This is a genomic window from Cryobacterium sp. CG_9.6, assembly GCF_029893365.1.
Classification (GTDB): Bacteria; Actinomycetota; Actinomycetes; order Actinomycetales; family Microbacteriaceae; genus Cryobacterium.
The window spans coordinates 1,244,919-1,260,747 of the sequence record NZ_JARXUZ010000001.1; the positions used below are offsets into that span (position 1 = coordinate 1,244,919).

Here is a 15,829-nt window from a genome sequence, read left to right on the forward strand (position 1 = left end):
TGAGCCCGTCGAGCCCCCCGGGGTTCGGCGGGCTTGTGTCGTCTGCGTTCGCCAGGCTCCGGGCAGCATCGCCGGAGCCGTGCGGTAATCTTGTGGTGTTCGAGCGGCGGCATCGGGCAATGTTGTCGGGCAATGGCATCGGGCAATGGCATCGGGCAGTGGCGTCGGACGCGTGAACAGGAAAGCAGGGCATCCAGATGCAGGTAGTTGAACTCGTCGATGAGCACGGGCGTCATGAGGGCTCTCTCGAAAAGATCGCGGCTCACACGGCACCGGGTCACCTGCACCGCGCCTTCTCCGTCTTTCTCGTGGATGACCAGGGCCGCATTCTGCTGCAGCAACGAGCAGCCGTGAAGTACCACTGGCCCAACACGTGGTCGAACTCCTGCTGCGGGCATCCGGTGAGCGCCGAAACGGTGGTGGAGGATGCCGTTCGACGCGTCTATGAAGAACTGTGCATTCGGGTAACTTCTGCCCGGCAACTGGGGCTCGTAACCTACCGTTTCGAAGACGAGAAGACCGGTCTGGTCGAGCACGAATACAACCATGTGATCGTGGCTCGCTACACCCGCACCGCCGACTGGAACCCCGACGAGGTTGCCAACGTTGAGGCGGTCGCGCCCAGCGACCTGTCATCGTGGTTTGCCGACAGAGACGTCACCGGCTGGTTCTGGGACGTCTACCGTGTATTTGCGGACAACTACAGTGCCGACGACGACAGCGCCGCCGGCGTTACTGCGGCGCCTTAGCCACGCTGATCTCGGTCTGGTGGGTGGTGTAGCCCGCCGCACGCATAGCCGCCGCAACCGCATCACTGCGGTCAGGGTCCGCGATTGCGATCATGGCACCACCCCCACCGCCACCGGTGAGCTTTGCACCGAGCGCTCCGGCCCGTCGAGCGAGTGCCACAAGAGCTTCCAGCTCCGGGCTTGAGACCTGCAGAGCGTTGAGTAGACCGTGATTAATGTTCATCAGGTCGCCGAGCTCGGCCAGATCGCCGCGCTGCAGAGCACCCACACCGGCCAGAGCCAATCCATCGATCTGCTCAAAGATGGCGTCATACCGAGTCGGGCTTTTCGTCCACGCCGTGCGAACGATACTCACCGTGCGAGCCGTGAGCGACCGCACCCCGGTGATGCCAATGATGATCGGAATCGGGTGCACCACCTTCACAATGGAGAACTCGGCCTCCCTGGCCCCGTTCCCCTTGCGGAAGAGAATCGGCTGGCCAAACGTGGCCACCGTGTTGTCGATTCCCGACGGGGTACCGTGCACGATCTGTTCACACTCGAACGCCAGTGCACTCACCTCGCGATCGGTGAGGGGAATGTGAAAACAGCTCGCCATGGCACGAATGATGGAAACGGCGAGGGCAGCGGATGCCCCGAGCCCGCTCGCACGGGGAAGGTTGGGGAATACTTCGATGCGCATCCCGGAACCGCGGATACCCAGTCGCTCAGTGATCAGCTCGGCAATCCGCACGGGAAGATCGGAATCGGCGGAGTCAGCCGAATCGAAGCCGGGAAGAATCAGATCGGTTCCCACCTCGGCACGCCGAGTCACCTGCGCGCGAATCCGCAGACCGATCGGTGCCGCAACGGCGTGGTAGCCATACACCACGGAGTGCTCGCCGAACAGAATGATCTTGCCGAAACCCGACGTGTGGTCGGTGCCGGCGCCGGCCGCTGGTGCAGGTGCTGGTGCTGGTGCATGTGAAGGCGCTGGCGCAGATGCCGGGGTCGTTGCCGCGGGAACCGGGGGAGTCGCGGCCGACGCCGCACCGGGGGCATCTGCGGTGCTGAGGGACTGCACAATCTGCCGAGCGTTGGCCACCTTAATGTCGCCGCTGGCAACGAGGCGGTCGACCACGTCGTTAAAGTTCGGACCGGATGCCCCGGCCGCGACCGCCACGCTGCGGGCGTGCAAACGCATGTGTCCGGTCTGGATTCCCTCGGTGGCCAGCGCGCGCAGGGCCGCGAGGTTCTGAGCGAGACCAACAGCAGCCATCACCTGAGCGAGCTCGGCCGCAGACTCCACACCCAGAATATTCTGGGCAATCTGCACGAGCGGGTTTGATTCCACCTGCCCGCCGACGGTGCCAACCTTCAGGGGTATCTCGAGTTCGCCGACCAGATCGCCATTGTCATTCACCGACCACACGGTCAGCGGCGAATATCGACCGCTGCGTGCCGCATACGCGTGCGCGGCAGCCTCAATGGCTCGCCAGTCGTTACCAGTAGCGATCGCAACGGCGTCGATGCCGTTCATGATGCCCTTGTTGTGGGTGGTCGCGCGATACACATCCATGGCCGCGAACTCGTGCGCCACGATGATTCCGTCGCGAACCTTCGCACCGGAGAATTTCTCCGACTTGAGGTGATCGACGCCGATGACGGCTCGTGCACGCACCAGAGCATGGTCACTGAAATTGGACAGAATACGCAGGAACACCTTGCCACCGCTAATCTTTTCGATCAGCGGGGCAACGGCCTCACACATGGTGTTCACCAGATTGGCACCCATGGCGTCACGACTATCCACCACGAGGTGCACCACGAGGAGCTCGCCGTGCTCGGCCGTTGTGCCGCGCAGGAACACCTCAATGTTTTTCGCTCCGCCGCCGCGGGCGATCATATTCGGATGCTGCTGGTTGGCCAGATCCACGATCTCGCCCGAGCGTGCCAGCAGAGCAGCCTTGGCGGCTTCCGGGTCCTTCACGTCGAGCACCTGCACCTGGCCGATCAGCAGCGGCTCCTCAGCCACACTGGTGAAGCCGCCGGAACGCGCGATGAGGCTCGCCGCTGCACTGACGGCGGCAATGATCGAGGGCTCCTCGACCACCATCGGAACAAGGTAGTCCCGCTGATTGATGCGAAAATTGAGCCCGAGACCCATCGGCATCGAAAACACACCGATCACGTTCTCGGTCAGCCGATCGGCCGTCTCCACATCAAGGCGATAGCTATCCGTGCTGAGGGCCGCAAAGTCGTCGGCGTCGAGAATCCCACGCTCATGCAGAAGCTGGAGCCGTTCCGGCACCGTGCGCTGATAAAACTTGGACAGATGAGCGTTTTTCACAAGAAATTCCTAGAGGTGCGTGCTGACGTGGTGCCGCTGAGAGTGTCGGCGTTCGTGTCGGGGTGAAAGGTGGTGAGCTGCGCGCCGGAGGCACCGAGGCCGATGGAAACAATGCGAGCGTTCGCGTGGGTGAGGGCGGCCGCGAGTTCGCGCGCCGGTGCGCCGCTTCGGGCAAAGGCAAGCCCGACATCGCCACCACCCGCCCCCGACGACTTGAAGACGCCACGGTGCCGAGCAGCGAGAGCGTTGAGCTGTCGGTGTCGATCGCTGACAATCCCCGCGTCGGCGTGCGAATCGAGCGTTTCGAGGGCAGTGAAATACTCTGCGGCCAGAGCCATGAAGCTCTGTGCCGAGTCCAGCGCCGGCACCGCCTCCCGGGCGAGCTCAGCGAGCCGGGAAAGGTCGGCGTGGTAGCCGCTCGGGTCTCTCCGCGCATAGTCGTGAACCCGGCCCACCAGCTCGGGTGTGCTGCTCCCGGTGCCGGTGACGACCACCATCATGGTGAGGTCGCTGGGCCACTTCAGGGAGGTGGCCGAGGAGCTTGTGGGTATCGCATCCGGTGCGTAGCTCAGAAGCCCTCCGTTGAGGGCAGTAGCCACATCACCACCGCTCCCGAGCGGACCCTGCGCCAGTCGGTGTGCGGTCAACGCCGCGACGAACAGTGCGTTTCGGTCGAGGTTCAGTCCGTAAGCCTTGGCTAGGCCCGCCGTCAGGGCAACGGCCACAGCGGCGCTGCCGCCGAATCCCAGCTTGTACGTGCCCATCGAGAGCGCGCTGCTGTCGATGCTGACCGACAGTGCGGGATTGTCACCACGGTGGCCCGGCAGGAGGGGGGCAGTATTGTCGGCTAGAGCCGCGGCCACGGTGGTACGCACAGCGTCAAACAGGCGCAGCTTCTCGCGTGTGGCCCCGTCGACGCTTTCGGGCACGGCTCCGTCGCTGCCGAGAGGGAGCTGAGTGATGCCCAGGCCGGGAGCGCTGAGCACCCAGCCGTCGGCATCCGCTGTGCTGAGGGTCACGGTGACGCGGCGATCAACGGCGGTGAGGAGTGCCGGGGCACCTTCAAGCACGGCATACTCGCCGAGCAGAAAGAGTTTTCCCGGCGCGGAGGAATGAATCGTCTGCATTACGACGCCATGAGGTACGCGCCACGGCCGAGAGCGCTCGTGCGCGTTTCTCGCACCCCGGGCGTGGCCGCCAGAGCCTCAGCGACCACAGCCACATCCTGCGGAGCGCAGAGGGCTTTCACCTGCGGACCGGCGTCAATGGTGAAATACACCGCAACTCCGCTGTCGCGCAGAGCGCGCACGGTGTGCATGGCCGCAACCGTGCCGGCGTTCCAATAAATGAGCGGCGGGCGGCTGGTGAGCATGAGGGCGTGGAGTTTGAGGCAGCTGTGCTCAGCCAACTCGCCGAGTTTCGGAAAATCTCGATCGGTGATGGCCGATCTCATCTCGGCCAGATCCTGCTCGCCGGTGTCGACCCACGCCGGGTAGAAGGGTGAGGATGCCCGACTTCCCGCCATGCCGTGGGTCGACGACACGGTCTTGGCCTCGTGATCGGTGATCGCCACGACCACGCTGAGTGGCCAGGCCGCGCCATCGAGAACCGGCTCGGCGAAGGCGTCCGACCCGTCGTCGAGGTGTCCGGTGTGCATCTCGACATAACCGCCGAAAATGGAGCGCGCAGCCGACCCGGACCCATTTCTGGCCAGGATCGAGAGCTCCCGAGGGCGCAGGTCGAGGCCTGCTGCCGAGCTTGCGGCCAGCGCGAGAGCCGCAAAACCCGATGCCGAGGAGGCGAGCCCGGCACCGGTCGGAAAGTCATTCGTCGAGGTGACAGTGGCCCTGCCCGTGAACCCGGCACGTTCCCGAACGAGGTCGAGAACTCGATTCACGCGCGGCGCGAGGGTCAGCTGACCGTTGAGCCAGAACTCGTCCTGATCACGGCCCTCGGACGCATCCGGGGTAAAGCTCACGTGAGTGGTGGTTGACAGGGCCTCAAGGGTGATGGATATTGAGCCGACGGCGGGAATGTTCCGCACTTCGTCCCGTTTTCCCCAGTATTTAACGAGGGCAATGTTGCTGTGCGCGCGTGCCACAGCGGTGGTCCCTCCGATGGGTGTATCCACAAGGGTGCTCCGATCGGTTCGTTAAAATTCTACCCGCCTTCGAACACCGCATTCACGGTTTCGGACGTTGGCTACGCCAACTCAGACTTGCTAAAATTACGGCACTGCGTTCTTTTTCGCGCTATCGACACCTATACACATCGAAACGGGCACTGTTGTCATCTGGAATTAGTGGTCTGTCCCTGTATTTGCCGCCTCATCGCGTGCAGTTGGAAGACTGGAGCGGGTGGAATGACCAGGCCTGGTCCAAAACGCGCGCCGTTGTCGGGCGCTCCTTCCGCATGCGGTCCCCGGAACAGAGCGTGTACACCTTCGCGGCCAATGCCGTCTGGCGGTTGATCCAGGACTACGACATCGATCCGGCCCAGGTGGGCTTTCTTGCTCTCGGCACGGAATCTTCCAGTGACAACTCCGCCGGTGCCGTCATTGTCAAGGGCATGATCAATGATGCTCTGGTGGCGAACGGGCAGAGTCCGCTGGCCCGTGACTGTGAGGTTCCCGAGTTTAAACATGCGTGTCTCGGCGGCGTGTACGCGCTCAAGGCCGCAGTGCGCTATCTCGCGGGGGACGGCGCAGGACGGCAGGCAATCGTTGTCTCGGCAGATGTCGCCGAGTACGCTCTGGGTTCCACCGGTGAACCCACCCAGGGTGCCGGCGCCGTGGCCATGCTCGTGAACGGCAACGCCGACCTTCTCGAGGTGGACCTTGCGTTAGCCGGAAGTGATTCCCAGTACCGCACCTCCGATTTTCGCAAGCCCTTCTCGCGTTTTCGCCAGCCGGCGCGTGAGGATGGCCAGCTGCAGGACCTCCCCGTGTTCAACGGTCGGTACTCCACCACCTGCTACATCGATGCCACCCGTCACGCGATGACCGCGATGCTGGACAAGCGTCCGGGTCGTGGCGTTGACTACTTCACCGAGGTGGACGCGGTGTTCATTCACCGCCCCTATCACCGCATGCCGGCGACCGGCTGGGTCATGTCGTACCTGTTCACCCTCGCCGCCGATGGCCCGGCCGGTCAGGCCCAGCTGCGCGCGTACAGCGATGCGGCCGGGCTCGACGGGGATCTGCTTCTCGCCGAGCTGTTGGCCGATGACCCGTTCGACGGGGAAGAAATTGGCGACGGCGACGGCTACCCGTGGTCGCGACAGTTGCGCGGACATCTGCTTCGCTCGGATGTGTGGAAGAACCTGATCGATGCCAAGTTGTGGCTGGGAGCTGAGGCTATGCAAGACCTCGGCAACCTCTACACCGCAGCTCTGCCGGCCTGGCTAGCGGCCGGTCTGGCGCAGGCCCACAAGGACGGCCTGGAGATAGCTGGGCAGGAATGGCTCGCGCTCGGGTATGGCAGTGGAGACGCTGCGGAGGCAATTCCGCTGCGCGTCGCGGCCGGGTGGAAGCAGGCAGCAGCCAAGATCAACTTTGATGCGGCTCTTCGCGACCCCATTGACCTCACCGAAGCGCAGTACCTCGCTCTGCACGAGGGACACCCCACAGACCTGCCCCCGCTCGTTCCGAGCGATGAGTTCGTCATTGATCACGTTGGCACGAGGAATGGCCCCGACTTCTACGACCTTGGAATCGAGTACTACCGGCACGTGCGCCCCGCCTAGCCGTACCGAGCAGGGGCGTTCGCGCTAGAGCGCCGTCTGCAGCGGGAGTGCAGCCACGAGAGGGTGGTCCTTGGCATACACTCCCGCTTTAGCGGCACCGCCCGGCGAGCCGATGTTTTCGAAGAATTCCACGTTGACGCGGTAGTAATCCGCCCATTTTTCGGGCACATCGTCCTCGTAGAAGATTGCTTCCACGGGGCACACGGGCTCGCACGCGCTGCAATCGATGCACTCATCCGGATGAATGTAGAGCATTCGGTCGCCCTCGTAGATGCAGTCGACGGGGCACTCGTCAATGCAGGCCCGGTCTTTAACGTCGACGCAGGGTAGAGCGATGACATAGGTCATGGTGTTCCATTCATGCTGGGGATGCTCAAAATGTACCCGACTGTCCTGCCGATGTGGAGCGCAGCGCCGACGCGCAAAAAAGAATAAGGCCCTCCTTACTAGACGGTGACGAATAATTACGTCACACTCATGTTGTGTTAATAAATTCTGCAGACCGGTCTGACACGGCGACCGCAACGAGAGACCTGGTTCGGCACACGCTCGCCCAGGATGGACCCATCTCCGCGGCTGACCTCGCCGCCGGTTTGGGCTTGACCCCGGCAGCTGTTCGACGGCATCTGGATGCGCTGGCCGAGCAGAACGCCATCGAGGAATATGAGCCTGCCGGGGGCGAGGTGGACGGTCGCGGACGTGGGCGTCCCGCACGGTCTTATGTATTGACGCCCACTGGCCACGCCGGTCTCGAGCACCATTACGACGACCTCGCGGCTGCGGCCCTCCGATTTCTTGCCGATCATTCCGGGGCGGATGCCGTGGCACAGTTCGCACGCGAACGCGGAGCGGTGCTGGTTGAGCGCTATGCCGCACGGGTAGCCTCGGCGGGTGATTCCGTCGCCGCACGCACTCAAGCACTCGCGGCCGCCCTCACGGCAGACGGGTTCGCGGCATCCGTTCGGCCGGTCGATGACGGTGTGACCGCACCGACACCGACACCAACACCGGCCGCGGCAAGCACGCGCCTGCCCGCAACGGGCCTGCCGGCCCCAGGCCTTCAGCTCTGTCAGGGGCATTGCCCGGTGCGGCATGTCGCGAGCGAGTTCCCCGCCGTCTGTGACGCCGAAGCCGAGGCGTTTTCCCAGCTCCTGGGAGTGCGCGTCGAACGTCTGGCGACGGTAGCTGGCGGAGAACACCTCTGCCGCACTTTCGTGCCGCTGCTGGATAAACCCACGGACTAACCCCCACACTCTCGCCACCCGGCTGTGCGTCGGGTGTGCTTCCAGCGCGCGCTCACGCATATCTGCAGCGCGCGTCGTCCCATAGTGCCAACAGCTAGGAGAAGGAGAAAAAATGACTGCACCGACGGCCACAGTGGGTATTTCCGATGAGGTTCGTGAGCTGGCCAACCAGGAATACCAGTACGGCTTCACCACGGATCTCGAGACGGAAGTGGCGCCCCGAGGCCTCAGCGAAGACATCATTCGGCTGATCTCCAGCAAAAAGAACGAGCCGGAGTGGCTTCTGGACTGGCGCCTCAAGGCGTACCGGCACTGGACGACGCTCACCGCTCCCACCTGGCAGCACGTGTCCTACGGGCCTGTTGACTACCAGGACATCATTTACTACGCCGATCCCCGCCCGAAAAAGAAGATCGCGAGCATGGATGAGGTCGACCCGGAGTTGCGGGAAATGTTCGACAAACTCGGCATTTCACTGGGCGAGCAGGAACGTCTGAGCGGCGTTGCCGTGGATGCGATCGTTGATTCCGTGTCGGTCGCCACAACGTTCAAAGACAAGCTCGCCGAGGTTGGCGTCATCTTCTGCTCGTTCTCCGAGGCCGTGCAGGAGTACCCGGAACTAGTTCGACAGTATCTGGGCACGGTTGTTCCGTTCAACGACAACTTCTTTGCGTGCCTGAACTCGGCCGTGTTCACCGACGGGTCGTTCTGCTACATCCCGAAGGGCGTGCGCTGCCCGATGGAACTCTCGACCTATTTTCGAATCAATGCGGCCGACACCGGGCAGTTCGAGCGCACGCTGATCATCGCCGAGGATGCCGCCTACGTGAGCTACCTCGAGGGGTGCACGGCTCCCGTGCGGGACAAGAACCAGCTGCACGCCGCCGTGGTTGAACTCGTGGCCCTCGACGACGCACAGATTAAATACTCCACCGTTCAGAACTGGTACCCCGGTGACGCAGACGGCAACGGTGGCGTGTACAACTTTGTCACCAAGCGCGGTATGGCCTCCGGTCGAAACGCGAAGATCTCCTGGACTCAGGTTGAGACCGGTTCAGCAATCACCTGGAAGTATCCCGGCGTGGTTTTGAAGGGCGACAACTCGGTGGGGGAGTTCTACTCGGTGGCACTCACCGCGAGGCGCCAGCAGGCCGACACCGGCAGCAAGATGGTGCACATTGGTAAAAACACCACGAGCACCATTATTTCCAAGGCAATTTCGGCCGGTCACGGCCAGAACACCTATCGGGGCCTTGTCGATATTCGGCATTCCGCCGTGGGCGCCCACAACTTTACCCAGTGCGACTCGCTGCTCATCGGAAAAGACAGCGGAGCCCACACCCTGCCCTACATCGATGTGAAGAATCAGACCGGACAGGTGGAACACGAAGCATCCACGTCGAAGATCGGCGAGGAACAACTCTTGTATTGCCGTCAGCGCGGCATTCCCGAGGAAGAAGCCGTTTCGATGATTGTGAACGGGTTCTGCCGTGAGGTGTTCAAGATGCTGCCGATGGAATTCGCCGTCGAAGCACAAAAATTGTTGACCGTGAGTCTCGAAGGAAGTGTTGGCTAATGCTCCACATCAATGAATTACACGCCAGTATCGACAACAAGGAAATCCTCCGTGGGGTGAATCTTGACCTGAAGCCGGGCGAGGTGCACGCCATCATGGGCCCGAACGGGTCGGGTAAGTCCACACTGGCCAGCGTGCTGATTGGCCGCGACGGCTATGACGTCTCGGGCAGCGTGACCTATGAAGGACAGGACCTTCTGGCTCTCTCACCCGAGGAACGAGCCGCAGCCGGCGTATTTCTGGCCTTCCAGCATCCGGTGGAAATCCCCGGAGTGGGCAACATGTACTTCATGCGCACGGCACTGAATTCGCTCCGCCGGCAGCGTGGCGAGGAAGAGCTCGACGCCCTGGACTTCCTGGCGCTGGCCGAGGAGCGTATGAAATTGGTCGAAATGGATCAGACGTTCATGAGCCGCTCGGTGAATGAAGGATTCTCGGGCGGTGAAAAGAAGCGCAACGAGATTTTGCAAATGGCGATTCTGGAACCCAAGCTGGCCATTCTCGATGAAACCGACTCCGGCCTCGACATTGACGCGCTGCGCGTGGTGGCCAGCGGCGTGAACGCCCTCCGCAGTGAGGGCCGCACCATGCTGGTGATTACTCACCACCAGCGACTGCTCGACTACATTGTTCCCGACTTCGTGCATGTGATGGCGGCGGGTCAAATCGTGCATTCCGGCGACAAGGATCTCGCGCTCGAGCTCGAGGCGAATGGCTACGCGGGCCTCACGCCGCGCTCAGCCCCGGTGGGTGTGAGGGCATGACCGCCCTCAGAACTCCGATGCGAGCGGCCTCCGGAGTGCTCTCCGAGGTGACAGCCGAGCGTGACGGCCACGACCTGGGGTGGCGTGCCGAGGCGCGGTTGCGGGCCCTGGAATGGGTGGGCAAGAATGGCTTTCCCACCCGCAAGGATGAGGACTGGAAGTACACCGCGCTGGACGGAATCCTGTCGGTGCCCTTTGTCGCTGCGGCGGCGGGGCAGGGTACCCGGGTCACGGCAGCGATCATCAATGAGGCCGCGATCGATCTCGGCGGCCCTCGTCTCGTCTTCGTGAACGGGCATTTTGTTGCCGAGTTCTCCCGGCTGACCGGGTTGCCCAGCGGCGCCGTCGTCACGACGCTGGCAGCCGTGCTGGCGGAGAGCCCGGACCGGCTGAAGCCGTTCCTGGGGCATACGCCGGGGGAGCACCACGCTTTTGCTGCCTTCAACGACGTCTTCGCCGAGGATGGTGCGTTCATTCACCTGACGCAGGGCACCGTCGTGCCGGAGCCCATCCAACTGGTGTTCTTCTCCGACACCTCCGGCGTACCGCTGATGACCAGCCCGCGCACCGTGATCATCGCCGACTCCGGAAGCCGTGCCACGATCGTGGAGACCTACGCCGGACTCCCGGAGGATGTGTACCTCACGAACGTGGTCACCGAGGTGATTCTGGCCGAGGATTCTCACATTGAGCACTACAAGGTGCAGAACGAACCCGTAACCGCATTCCACCTGGCGTTGCTGGACGTTCGACAGGCTCGTGGCAGCCGGTTCAACTCCCGCTCGGTGATGCTCGGTTCCAGTGTTGCTCGCCACGAAATTCGGGTGCTCCTTGAGGGTGTGGAGGCGGAGGTGAGTCTGGACGGTATCTACCTGCCGCAGGGTGATCAGGTTCACGACAACACGATCTTCGTCGATCACGCGGCAACCGGCTGCACCAGTCATCAGCTCTACAAGGGCGTGCTGGACGATCGCGGGCACGGCGTGTTCAACGGGCAGATCATGGTTCGACACGGTGCCGATGGGACCGATGCCAACCAGAAGAACAAGAATCTTCTGCTCAATGATCGCGCCCAGATAGACACCCGCCCCCGGCTGGAGATTTACACCGATGATGTGAAATGCACACACGGTGCCGCCGTCGGGCAAATGGATGACGAGGCGTTGCTGTACCTCCGCACGCGCGGAATACCGCTGGAGCGAGCTCGGGGCCTGCTGGTCTATGCCTTCGTGCAGGAGATGGTGGATCGAATCGAGTTGGAGCCGCTTCGCTTGGCGCTGGAGGCACTGGTTGCGGATCGGTTTGGAAGCGCTGCACATCGAGTGCAACCGTGAGCGCCGCGGTGACAGCGAATGCGCCCATGGCGGCGCTGTACCAGGAGATGATCATCGAGCACGCCCACAGCCCGAGGAATCGGCGTCCCATCCCGGGTGCTGATCAAACCATCGAAGCGGTGAACCCACTGTGTGGTGACCACCTGACCCTGTACGTGCAGAACGACGGTGATCACATTGCCGATATCGCGTTCGAGGGCGATGGATGTGCCATTTCGAAGGCATCCGCTTCGCTCATGACCAGCGCGGTCAAGGGACTGCAGAACGACGCGGCTCTCGCCCTCTTTCGTCGGGTGCACAGCATGCTCACCACCAAGCCGGTGGGCGAAGGCCCGCCGGAGGGTGTGGGCAAGCTCGCAGTGCTGTCGGGCGTGTGGGAGTATCCGGCACGGGTCAAATGCGCCACCCTGTCCTGGCAGGCTCTGCACAGCGCCCTGAAAGAGCTCACACTGTCCACAGGTTCCCTCGGGAACGAAACGGAGGAAGCGGCATGAACGGAGGCTCATACAAGATCTTTGAACTGACGCAGAGCTGCCAGGCCACCGTCATTCCCGGTGGACAGCCGATGCTTCTTCAAGCCGGTGAGGAGGTGGTCGTGACCCAGACTCTGGGGGGAAGCGCGACAGTGCAAACCTCGATGGGGTATCTCGTGCGGATCAGTGCCGAAGATTCTGAGGCGCTCGGGCTCTGCGAGCCGGTCGTAAAAAGTGTTCTCGTGGACGGCGCTCCCTTTGATATTGACCAGGTTCTCGGGCAGCTCCGGAATGTGTTCGATCCGGAGATTCCCATCAATGTTGTCGACCTGGGCCTGATCTACGGTTGTGACGCACAGGCTCTCGACGACGGGAGCTATCGAATCGAGATCAAGATGTCGATGACGGCTCCCGGGTGTGGCATGGGTGACGTACTCAAGAAAGATGCGCGCGCGGAGGTGGAGTTGGTCCCCGGCGTGAGCGAGGTGGACGTTGAGCTGGTGTGGGAACCGCCGTGGGGCCAAGATCGCATGTCGGCGGCAGCCCGGCTGCAGCTGGGGATGTTCTGACCCGGTAGCCGCGCGTACTCAGCTGCGCGTGTTCAGCCGGGACAGAACGGCGATCAAACGATCCATGCTCTCCGCGTCCGCGACAACCGCGGGGGCGGAGGGCATTCCGGCCAGTGAGGAGTTGCCGTACAGCCCGTCGCTGACGAGCATGATGGCCTGAGCAGTGTCGTGGTCTCCCACGCTGTCTTCAATGACCGCGAGCCACTTGGCGCGGATTGATTCGAGAACCGCGATCGCCTGGTCGTGGCGGCCCTGCGCCAGGCGAGTAGTGGCGATGAAGGATCGGTCGAGCGGACTACCGATGTTGACCGAGGTGCGAATGAGGTGGTCCACCGCACCTGCCGGCGCGGTGCGAATGTTTTCGGTGTCCGTCGCCGCCTCATCGATCAGCCGAGCGAGTTGAGCCTCCACGAGCGCCTCCTTGGACGCGAAGTGGTAGAGCAGGCCTCCCTTGGAGACACCGGCGGCCGCGGCGACGGCGCCCAGTGTGGCTGAGCGTTCCCCGCCATCGATCAGGAGCTCCTCGAAGGCATCCAGAAGGCGGTTACGGGTAGATACTGCGGGGATCATCACTTCAGGGTAGCCAACCGGATCGGAGTTCATTCGACAACTATACCGTCCAGACGGTACAGTTAGGGAACCCCGCGCGATGACGTGCGCCCTTGCCGACAGAGAAGAGCACGATCGTGTCACCCGCCCCGTCCGACCCCACCACCCAGACATCCGCCCTGCGCGGTGGACAGGTGGCCGCCTCCGGCGTGGGCAGGTCGAGGTCGTCGCGCCAGTGGTGGGCGCTGTCCGTTTTGATATTGCCGGTCTTGCTGGTCTCGATCGACAACACCGTGCTGAACTTTGCCCTGCCCGCTATTTCCGCCGCGACGAGGCCCACCGGCACCCAGCTGCTGTGGATGGTGGATATCTACCCGCTGGTTCTCGCCGGCCTCCTAGTGGCGATGGGTAGTCTCGGTGACCGGGTGGGTCGCCGCCGGCTGCTACTGATCGGATCGGCCGGATTCGGTCTGGTCTCGATTGGTGCCGCATTCTCGCCCACCATCGAATGGCTCATTGCGGCGCGCGCGGTCCTCGGTTTCTTCGGCGCAATGCTGATGCCCTCCACCCTCTCCCTGCTGCGCTCCATCTTCATGGACCGCGACCAGCGGCGCCTCGCCATTGCCATCTGGGCCACCGGCTTTGCGGCGGGTAGTGCCCTCGGCCCGGTTGTGGGTGGCCTGCTACTCGAACACTTTCCGTGGGGATCCGTCTTCCTGCTGGCGGTGCCGTTGCTCGTGCCCCTACTCATTCTCGCGCCGTTACTGGTGCCGGAATCTCGCGACCCGAACCCCGGCCGCATTGACGTGCCGAGCATTGTGCTGAGCCTCGCGACGATGCTCCCCATCGTCTATGGAATCAAGTCGATTGCCCATGATGGGATCACCGTGCTGTCGGTGCTGCCGCTGGTGGTTGGTCTCGTGCTGGGAGTGGTGTTCGTGCGCCGTCAGCTGCGCCTGCCGGTTCCCATGCTGGACATGAGCCTCTTTCGCGACGGGGCATTCAGCGGTGCCGTGGTGGTGAACCTGCTCAGCGTGACAGCCCTCGTAGGATGCCTGTTCTTCATCTCCCAGCACTTGCAGCTCGTTCTCGGCCTGTCGCCACTCACTGCCGGCCTGGTGCTGGTGCCCGGGTTGATCGCCATGATCATTGCCGGACTGCTCGTCGTTCCGGTCGCACGACGCATCCGGCCCTCTCGAGTAGTGCCGCCCGCGCTGCTCGTCTCGGCAAGCGGGTTTGCACTGATCGCCCTGAGTGGGGGCACGATCGACGCTCTCGGAATCGGCATCGCCTTCATCTTGCTGGGCATCGGCATCGGAGCCGCCGAGACGGTATCGAACGAGCTGATTGTGGCGAGTGCGCCGGCCGATAAGGCCGGGGCGGCATCCGCTGTGTCGGAGACTGCCTATGAGCTCGGAGCCGTGCTGGGAACCGCGATTTTGGGCACAATCCTCACGGCGTCCTACCGGTCGGCCGTGCAACTGCCCGAGATCCTCACCGGAGCCCAGCAGCAGGCCGCGGGGGAGACCCTGGGCGGTGCCGTGTCGGTGGCGTCCACATTGCCAGCGGATGCCGCAGCCGCGCTGCTGGAGTCGGCGCGCGACGCCTTCGACAGCGGCGTGGGGCTGAGCGCCTGGATCGGCGTTGCGCTCGTGCTCGGCGCGGTGGTTGTAGCCGGAACGGCCCTGCGCCGAGCACGCTAAAGCCCGCGAATGAAACCTAGACCACGCGGGTGAGGGTGACCTCGATGTTTCCGCGGGTGGCGTTGGAGTAGGCGCAGGTCTGGTCGGTGGCGGCGATGAGTTCGTCGTAGCGGTCGGCGGGCACGTTGGGAGCGTAAATGACCAGCTCAACGGACAGCCCAAAACCGCCCGCGGGGATCGCACCGATACCCACGCTCGACGAGATCTCGGCGTCGGTCGTGTTCAGACCCAGACCCTTGCCCGATCGGTGCAGGAAACCCAGGAAACAGGTGGCATACCCCATGCCGAAGAGCTGCTCGGGGTTGGTTCCTTCGCCCGATCCGCCCATTTCTTTCGGGGCCCGAGTGTCCAGATCAAAGCGGTCATCGTCGCTCCGAACGTGGCCGTTGCGACCATTGCCGGACGCGTGAGCAATTGCGGTGTATTGAATTTCCATACCCGTAATTATCGCAGCGTGGGAGCGAAACCACTCTCACCCGGCGTCGGCGCTCGGTCCGTGCGCCCTCCTACTGTTCGGAGGAGTCTTCTTTGCGGATAACGCTCTGGCCGCCCTCGGGATCGTTGACCGTGCGCACGGTACTCACGCTGCTCCGCTTGCGGAACATGAAGACGAGTCCGATCAGGAAGACGACCGCACCGGCTGCCATCAGAATGTAGCCGACAAGGTCAAGGTCGATAAAGGTGACGCTGACATTGAGCGCGAAAACCATAATGGCGCCCACGACGAACAGGAAAATACCTAGGCCAATACTCATGATTCCTCACTTCGAAGTGCTGTTGGGATTCTGTACAGCG

16 protein-coding genes are annotated in these 15,829 nt (G+C 63.1%); 9 read left to right on the forward strand and 7 right to left on the reverse strand.

What is annotated here, in order from left to right:
* The first annotated feature begins 197 nt into the window (after nucleotides 1-197).
* A complete protein-coding gene (gene idi / locus H4V99_RS05635; RefSeq protein WP_280676276.1) occupies nucleotides 198-749 on the forward strand; it encodes an isopentenyl-diphosphate Delta-isomerase in 552 nt (183 codons plus the stop codon).
* Here idi and H4V99_RS05640 read toward each other — a convergent pair.
* Genes H4V99_RS05640 through mvaD form a run of 3 tightly spaced genes read right to left on the reverse strand, consistent with a single transcriptional unit; the run spans nucleotide 733 to nucleotide 5,209 of the window.
* Entirely contained in the window at nucleotides 733-3,078 is a 2,346-nt protein-coding gene (locus tag H4V99_RS05640; RefSeq protein WP_280676278.1) for a hydroxymethylglutaryl-CoA reductase, degradative, read from the reverse strand. The two genes, idi and H4V99_RS05640, sit on opposite strands and share 17 nt — an antisense overlap.
* The gene (locus H4V99_RS05645; protein WP_280676280.1) at nucleotides 3,075-4,205 is read right to left on the reverse strand and encodes a hypothetical protein; all 1,131 of its coding nucleotides are present in this window, start codon (nucleotides 4,203-4,205) and stop codon (nucleotides 3,075-3,077) included. The genes H4V99_RS05640 and H4V99_RS05645 overlap by 4 nt, the downstream gene beginning before the upstream one ends.
* Nucleotides 4,205-5,209 carry a diphosphomevalonate decarboxylase gene (gene mvaD, locus H4V99_RS05650; protein WP_280676282.1) on the reverse strand — a complete coding sequence of 335 codons (1,005 nt, stop codon included), beginning with the start codon at nucleotides 5,207-5,209 and terminating at the stop codon, nucleotides 4,205-4,207. Before mvaD ends, H4V99_RS05645 begins: the two co-directional genes overlap by 1 nt.
* Between mvaD and H4V99_RS05655 the strand changes: the two genes are divergently transcribed.
* Nucleotides 5,200-6,822 carry a hypothetical protein gene (locus H4V99_RS05655; RefSeq protein WP_280676284.1) on the forward strand — a complete coding sequence of 541 codons (1,623 nt, stop codon included), beginning with the start codon at nucleotides 5,200-5,202 and terminating at the stop codon, nucleotides 6,820-6,822. The genes mvaD and H4V99_RS05655 overlap by 10 nt on opposite strands.
* Before the next feature lie 24 nt (nucleotides 6,823-6,846).
* Here H4V99_RS05655 and fdxA read toward each other — a convergent pair whose 3' ends face one another.
* Nucleotides 6,847-7,170 carry a ferredoxin gene (gene fdxA, locus H4V99_RS05660; RefSeq protein WP_280676286.1) on the reverse strand — a complete coding sequence of 108 codons (324 nt, stop codon included), beginning with the start codon at nucleotides 7,168-7,170 and terminating at the stop codon, nucleotides 6,847-6,849.
* A 134-nt stretch (nucleotides 7,171-7,304) separates the two neighbouring features.
* Between fdxA and H4V99_RS05665 the strand changes: the two genes are divergently transcribed.
* From H4V99_RS05665 to H4V99_RS05690, 6 genes are all read left to right on the forward strand, one after another.
* Nucleotides 7,305-8,066, forward strand: coding sequence for a helix-turn-helix domain-containing protein (locus H4V99_RS05665; RefSeq protein ID WP_280676288.1), 762 nt, complete (start codon nucleotides 7,305-7,307; stop codon nucleotides 8,064-8,066).
* Nucleotides 8,067-8,178: 112 nt separating this feature from the next.
* Nucleotides 8,179-9,642: a Fe-S cluster assembly protein SufB gene (gene sufB, locus H4V99_RS05670; RefSeq protein ID WP_280676290.1), complete on the forward strand. Its 1,464-nt coding sequence runs from the start codon at nucleotides 8,179-8,181 to the stop codon at nucleotides 9,640-9,642.
* Nucleotides 9,642-10,406 (forward strand): Fe-S cluster assembly ATPase SufC, encoded by a 765-nt coding sequence (sufC, locus tag H4V99_RS05675; protein WP_280676291.1) that lies wholly within the window; start codon nucleotides 9,642-9,644, stop codon nucleotides 10,404-10,406. The genes sufB and sufC overlap by 1 nt, the downstream gene beginning before the upstream one ends.
* A complete protein-coding gene (gene sufD / locus H4V99_RS05680; protein ID WP_280676293.1) occupies nucleotides 10,403-11,740 on the forward strand; it encodes a Fe-S cluster assembly protein SufD in 1,338 nt (445 codons plus the stop codon). The genes sufC and sufD overlap by 4 nt, the downstream gene beginning before the upstream one ends.
* Complete coding sequence (sufU, locus tag H4V99_RS05685) at nucleotides 11,737-12,234, forward strand: Fe-S cluster assembly sulfur transfer protein SufU (RefSeq protein WP_280676295.1); 498 nt, start codon at nucleotides 11,737-11,739, stop codon at nucleotides 12,232-12,234. The genes sufD and sufU overlap by 4 nt, the downstream gene beginning before the upstream one ends.
* The gene (locus H4V99_RS05690) at nucleotides 12,231-12,782 is read left to right on the forward strand and encodes an iron-sulfur cluster assembly protein (protein WP_280676297.1); all 552 of its coding nucleotides are present in this window, start codon (nucleotides 12,231-12,233) and stop codon (nucleotides 12,780-12,782) included. Before sufU ends, H4V99_RS05690 begins: the two co-directional genes overlap by 4 nt.
* Nucleotides 12,783-12,800: 18 nt before the next feature.
* On the opposite strand, the gene H4V99_RS05695 is transcribed toward H4V99_RS05690, so the two are convergent.
* A complete protein-coding gene (locus tag H4V99_RS05695; protein ID WP_280676299.1) occupies nucleotides 12,801-13,385 on the reverse strand; it encodes a TetR/AcrR family transcriptional regulator in 585 nt (194 codons plus the stop codon).
* 140 nt (nucleotides 13,386-13,525) lie between these two features.
* On the opposite strand from H4V99_RS05695, the gene H4V99_RS05700 reads away from it, so the two are divergent.
* Nucleotides 13,526-15,034 carry an MFS transporter gene (locus H4V99_RS05700; RefSeq protein ID WP_280679968.1) on the forward strand — a complete coding sequence of 503 codons (1,509 nt, stop codon included), beginning with the start codon at nucleotides 13,526-13,528 and terminating at the stop codon, nucleotides 15,032-15,034.
* A 16-nt stretch (nucleotides 15,035-15,050) separates the two neighbouring features.
* On the opposite strand, the gene H4V99_RS05705 is transcribed toward H4V99_RS05700, so the two are convergent.
* Both H4V99_RS05705 and H4V99_RS05710 read right to left on the reverse strand, forming a co-directional pair.
* Nucleotides 15,051-15,470, reverse strand: a complete 420-nt coding sequence (locus H4V99_RS05705; protein WP_280676300.1) for an organic hydroperoxide resistance protein — start codon at nucleotides 15,468-15,470, stop codon at nucleotides 15,051-15,053.
* A 70-nt stretch (nucleotides 15,471-15,540) separates the two neighbouring features.
* Nucleotides 15,541-15,789, reverse strand: a complete 249-nt coding sequence (locus H4V99_RS05710) for a DUF6458 family protein (RefSeq protein WP_280676302.1) — start codon at nucleotides 15,787-15,789, stop codon at nucleotides 15,541-15,543.
* Nucleotides 15,790-15,829 lie beyond the last annotated feature (40 nt).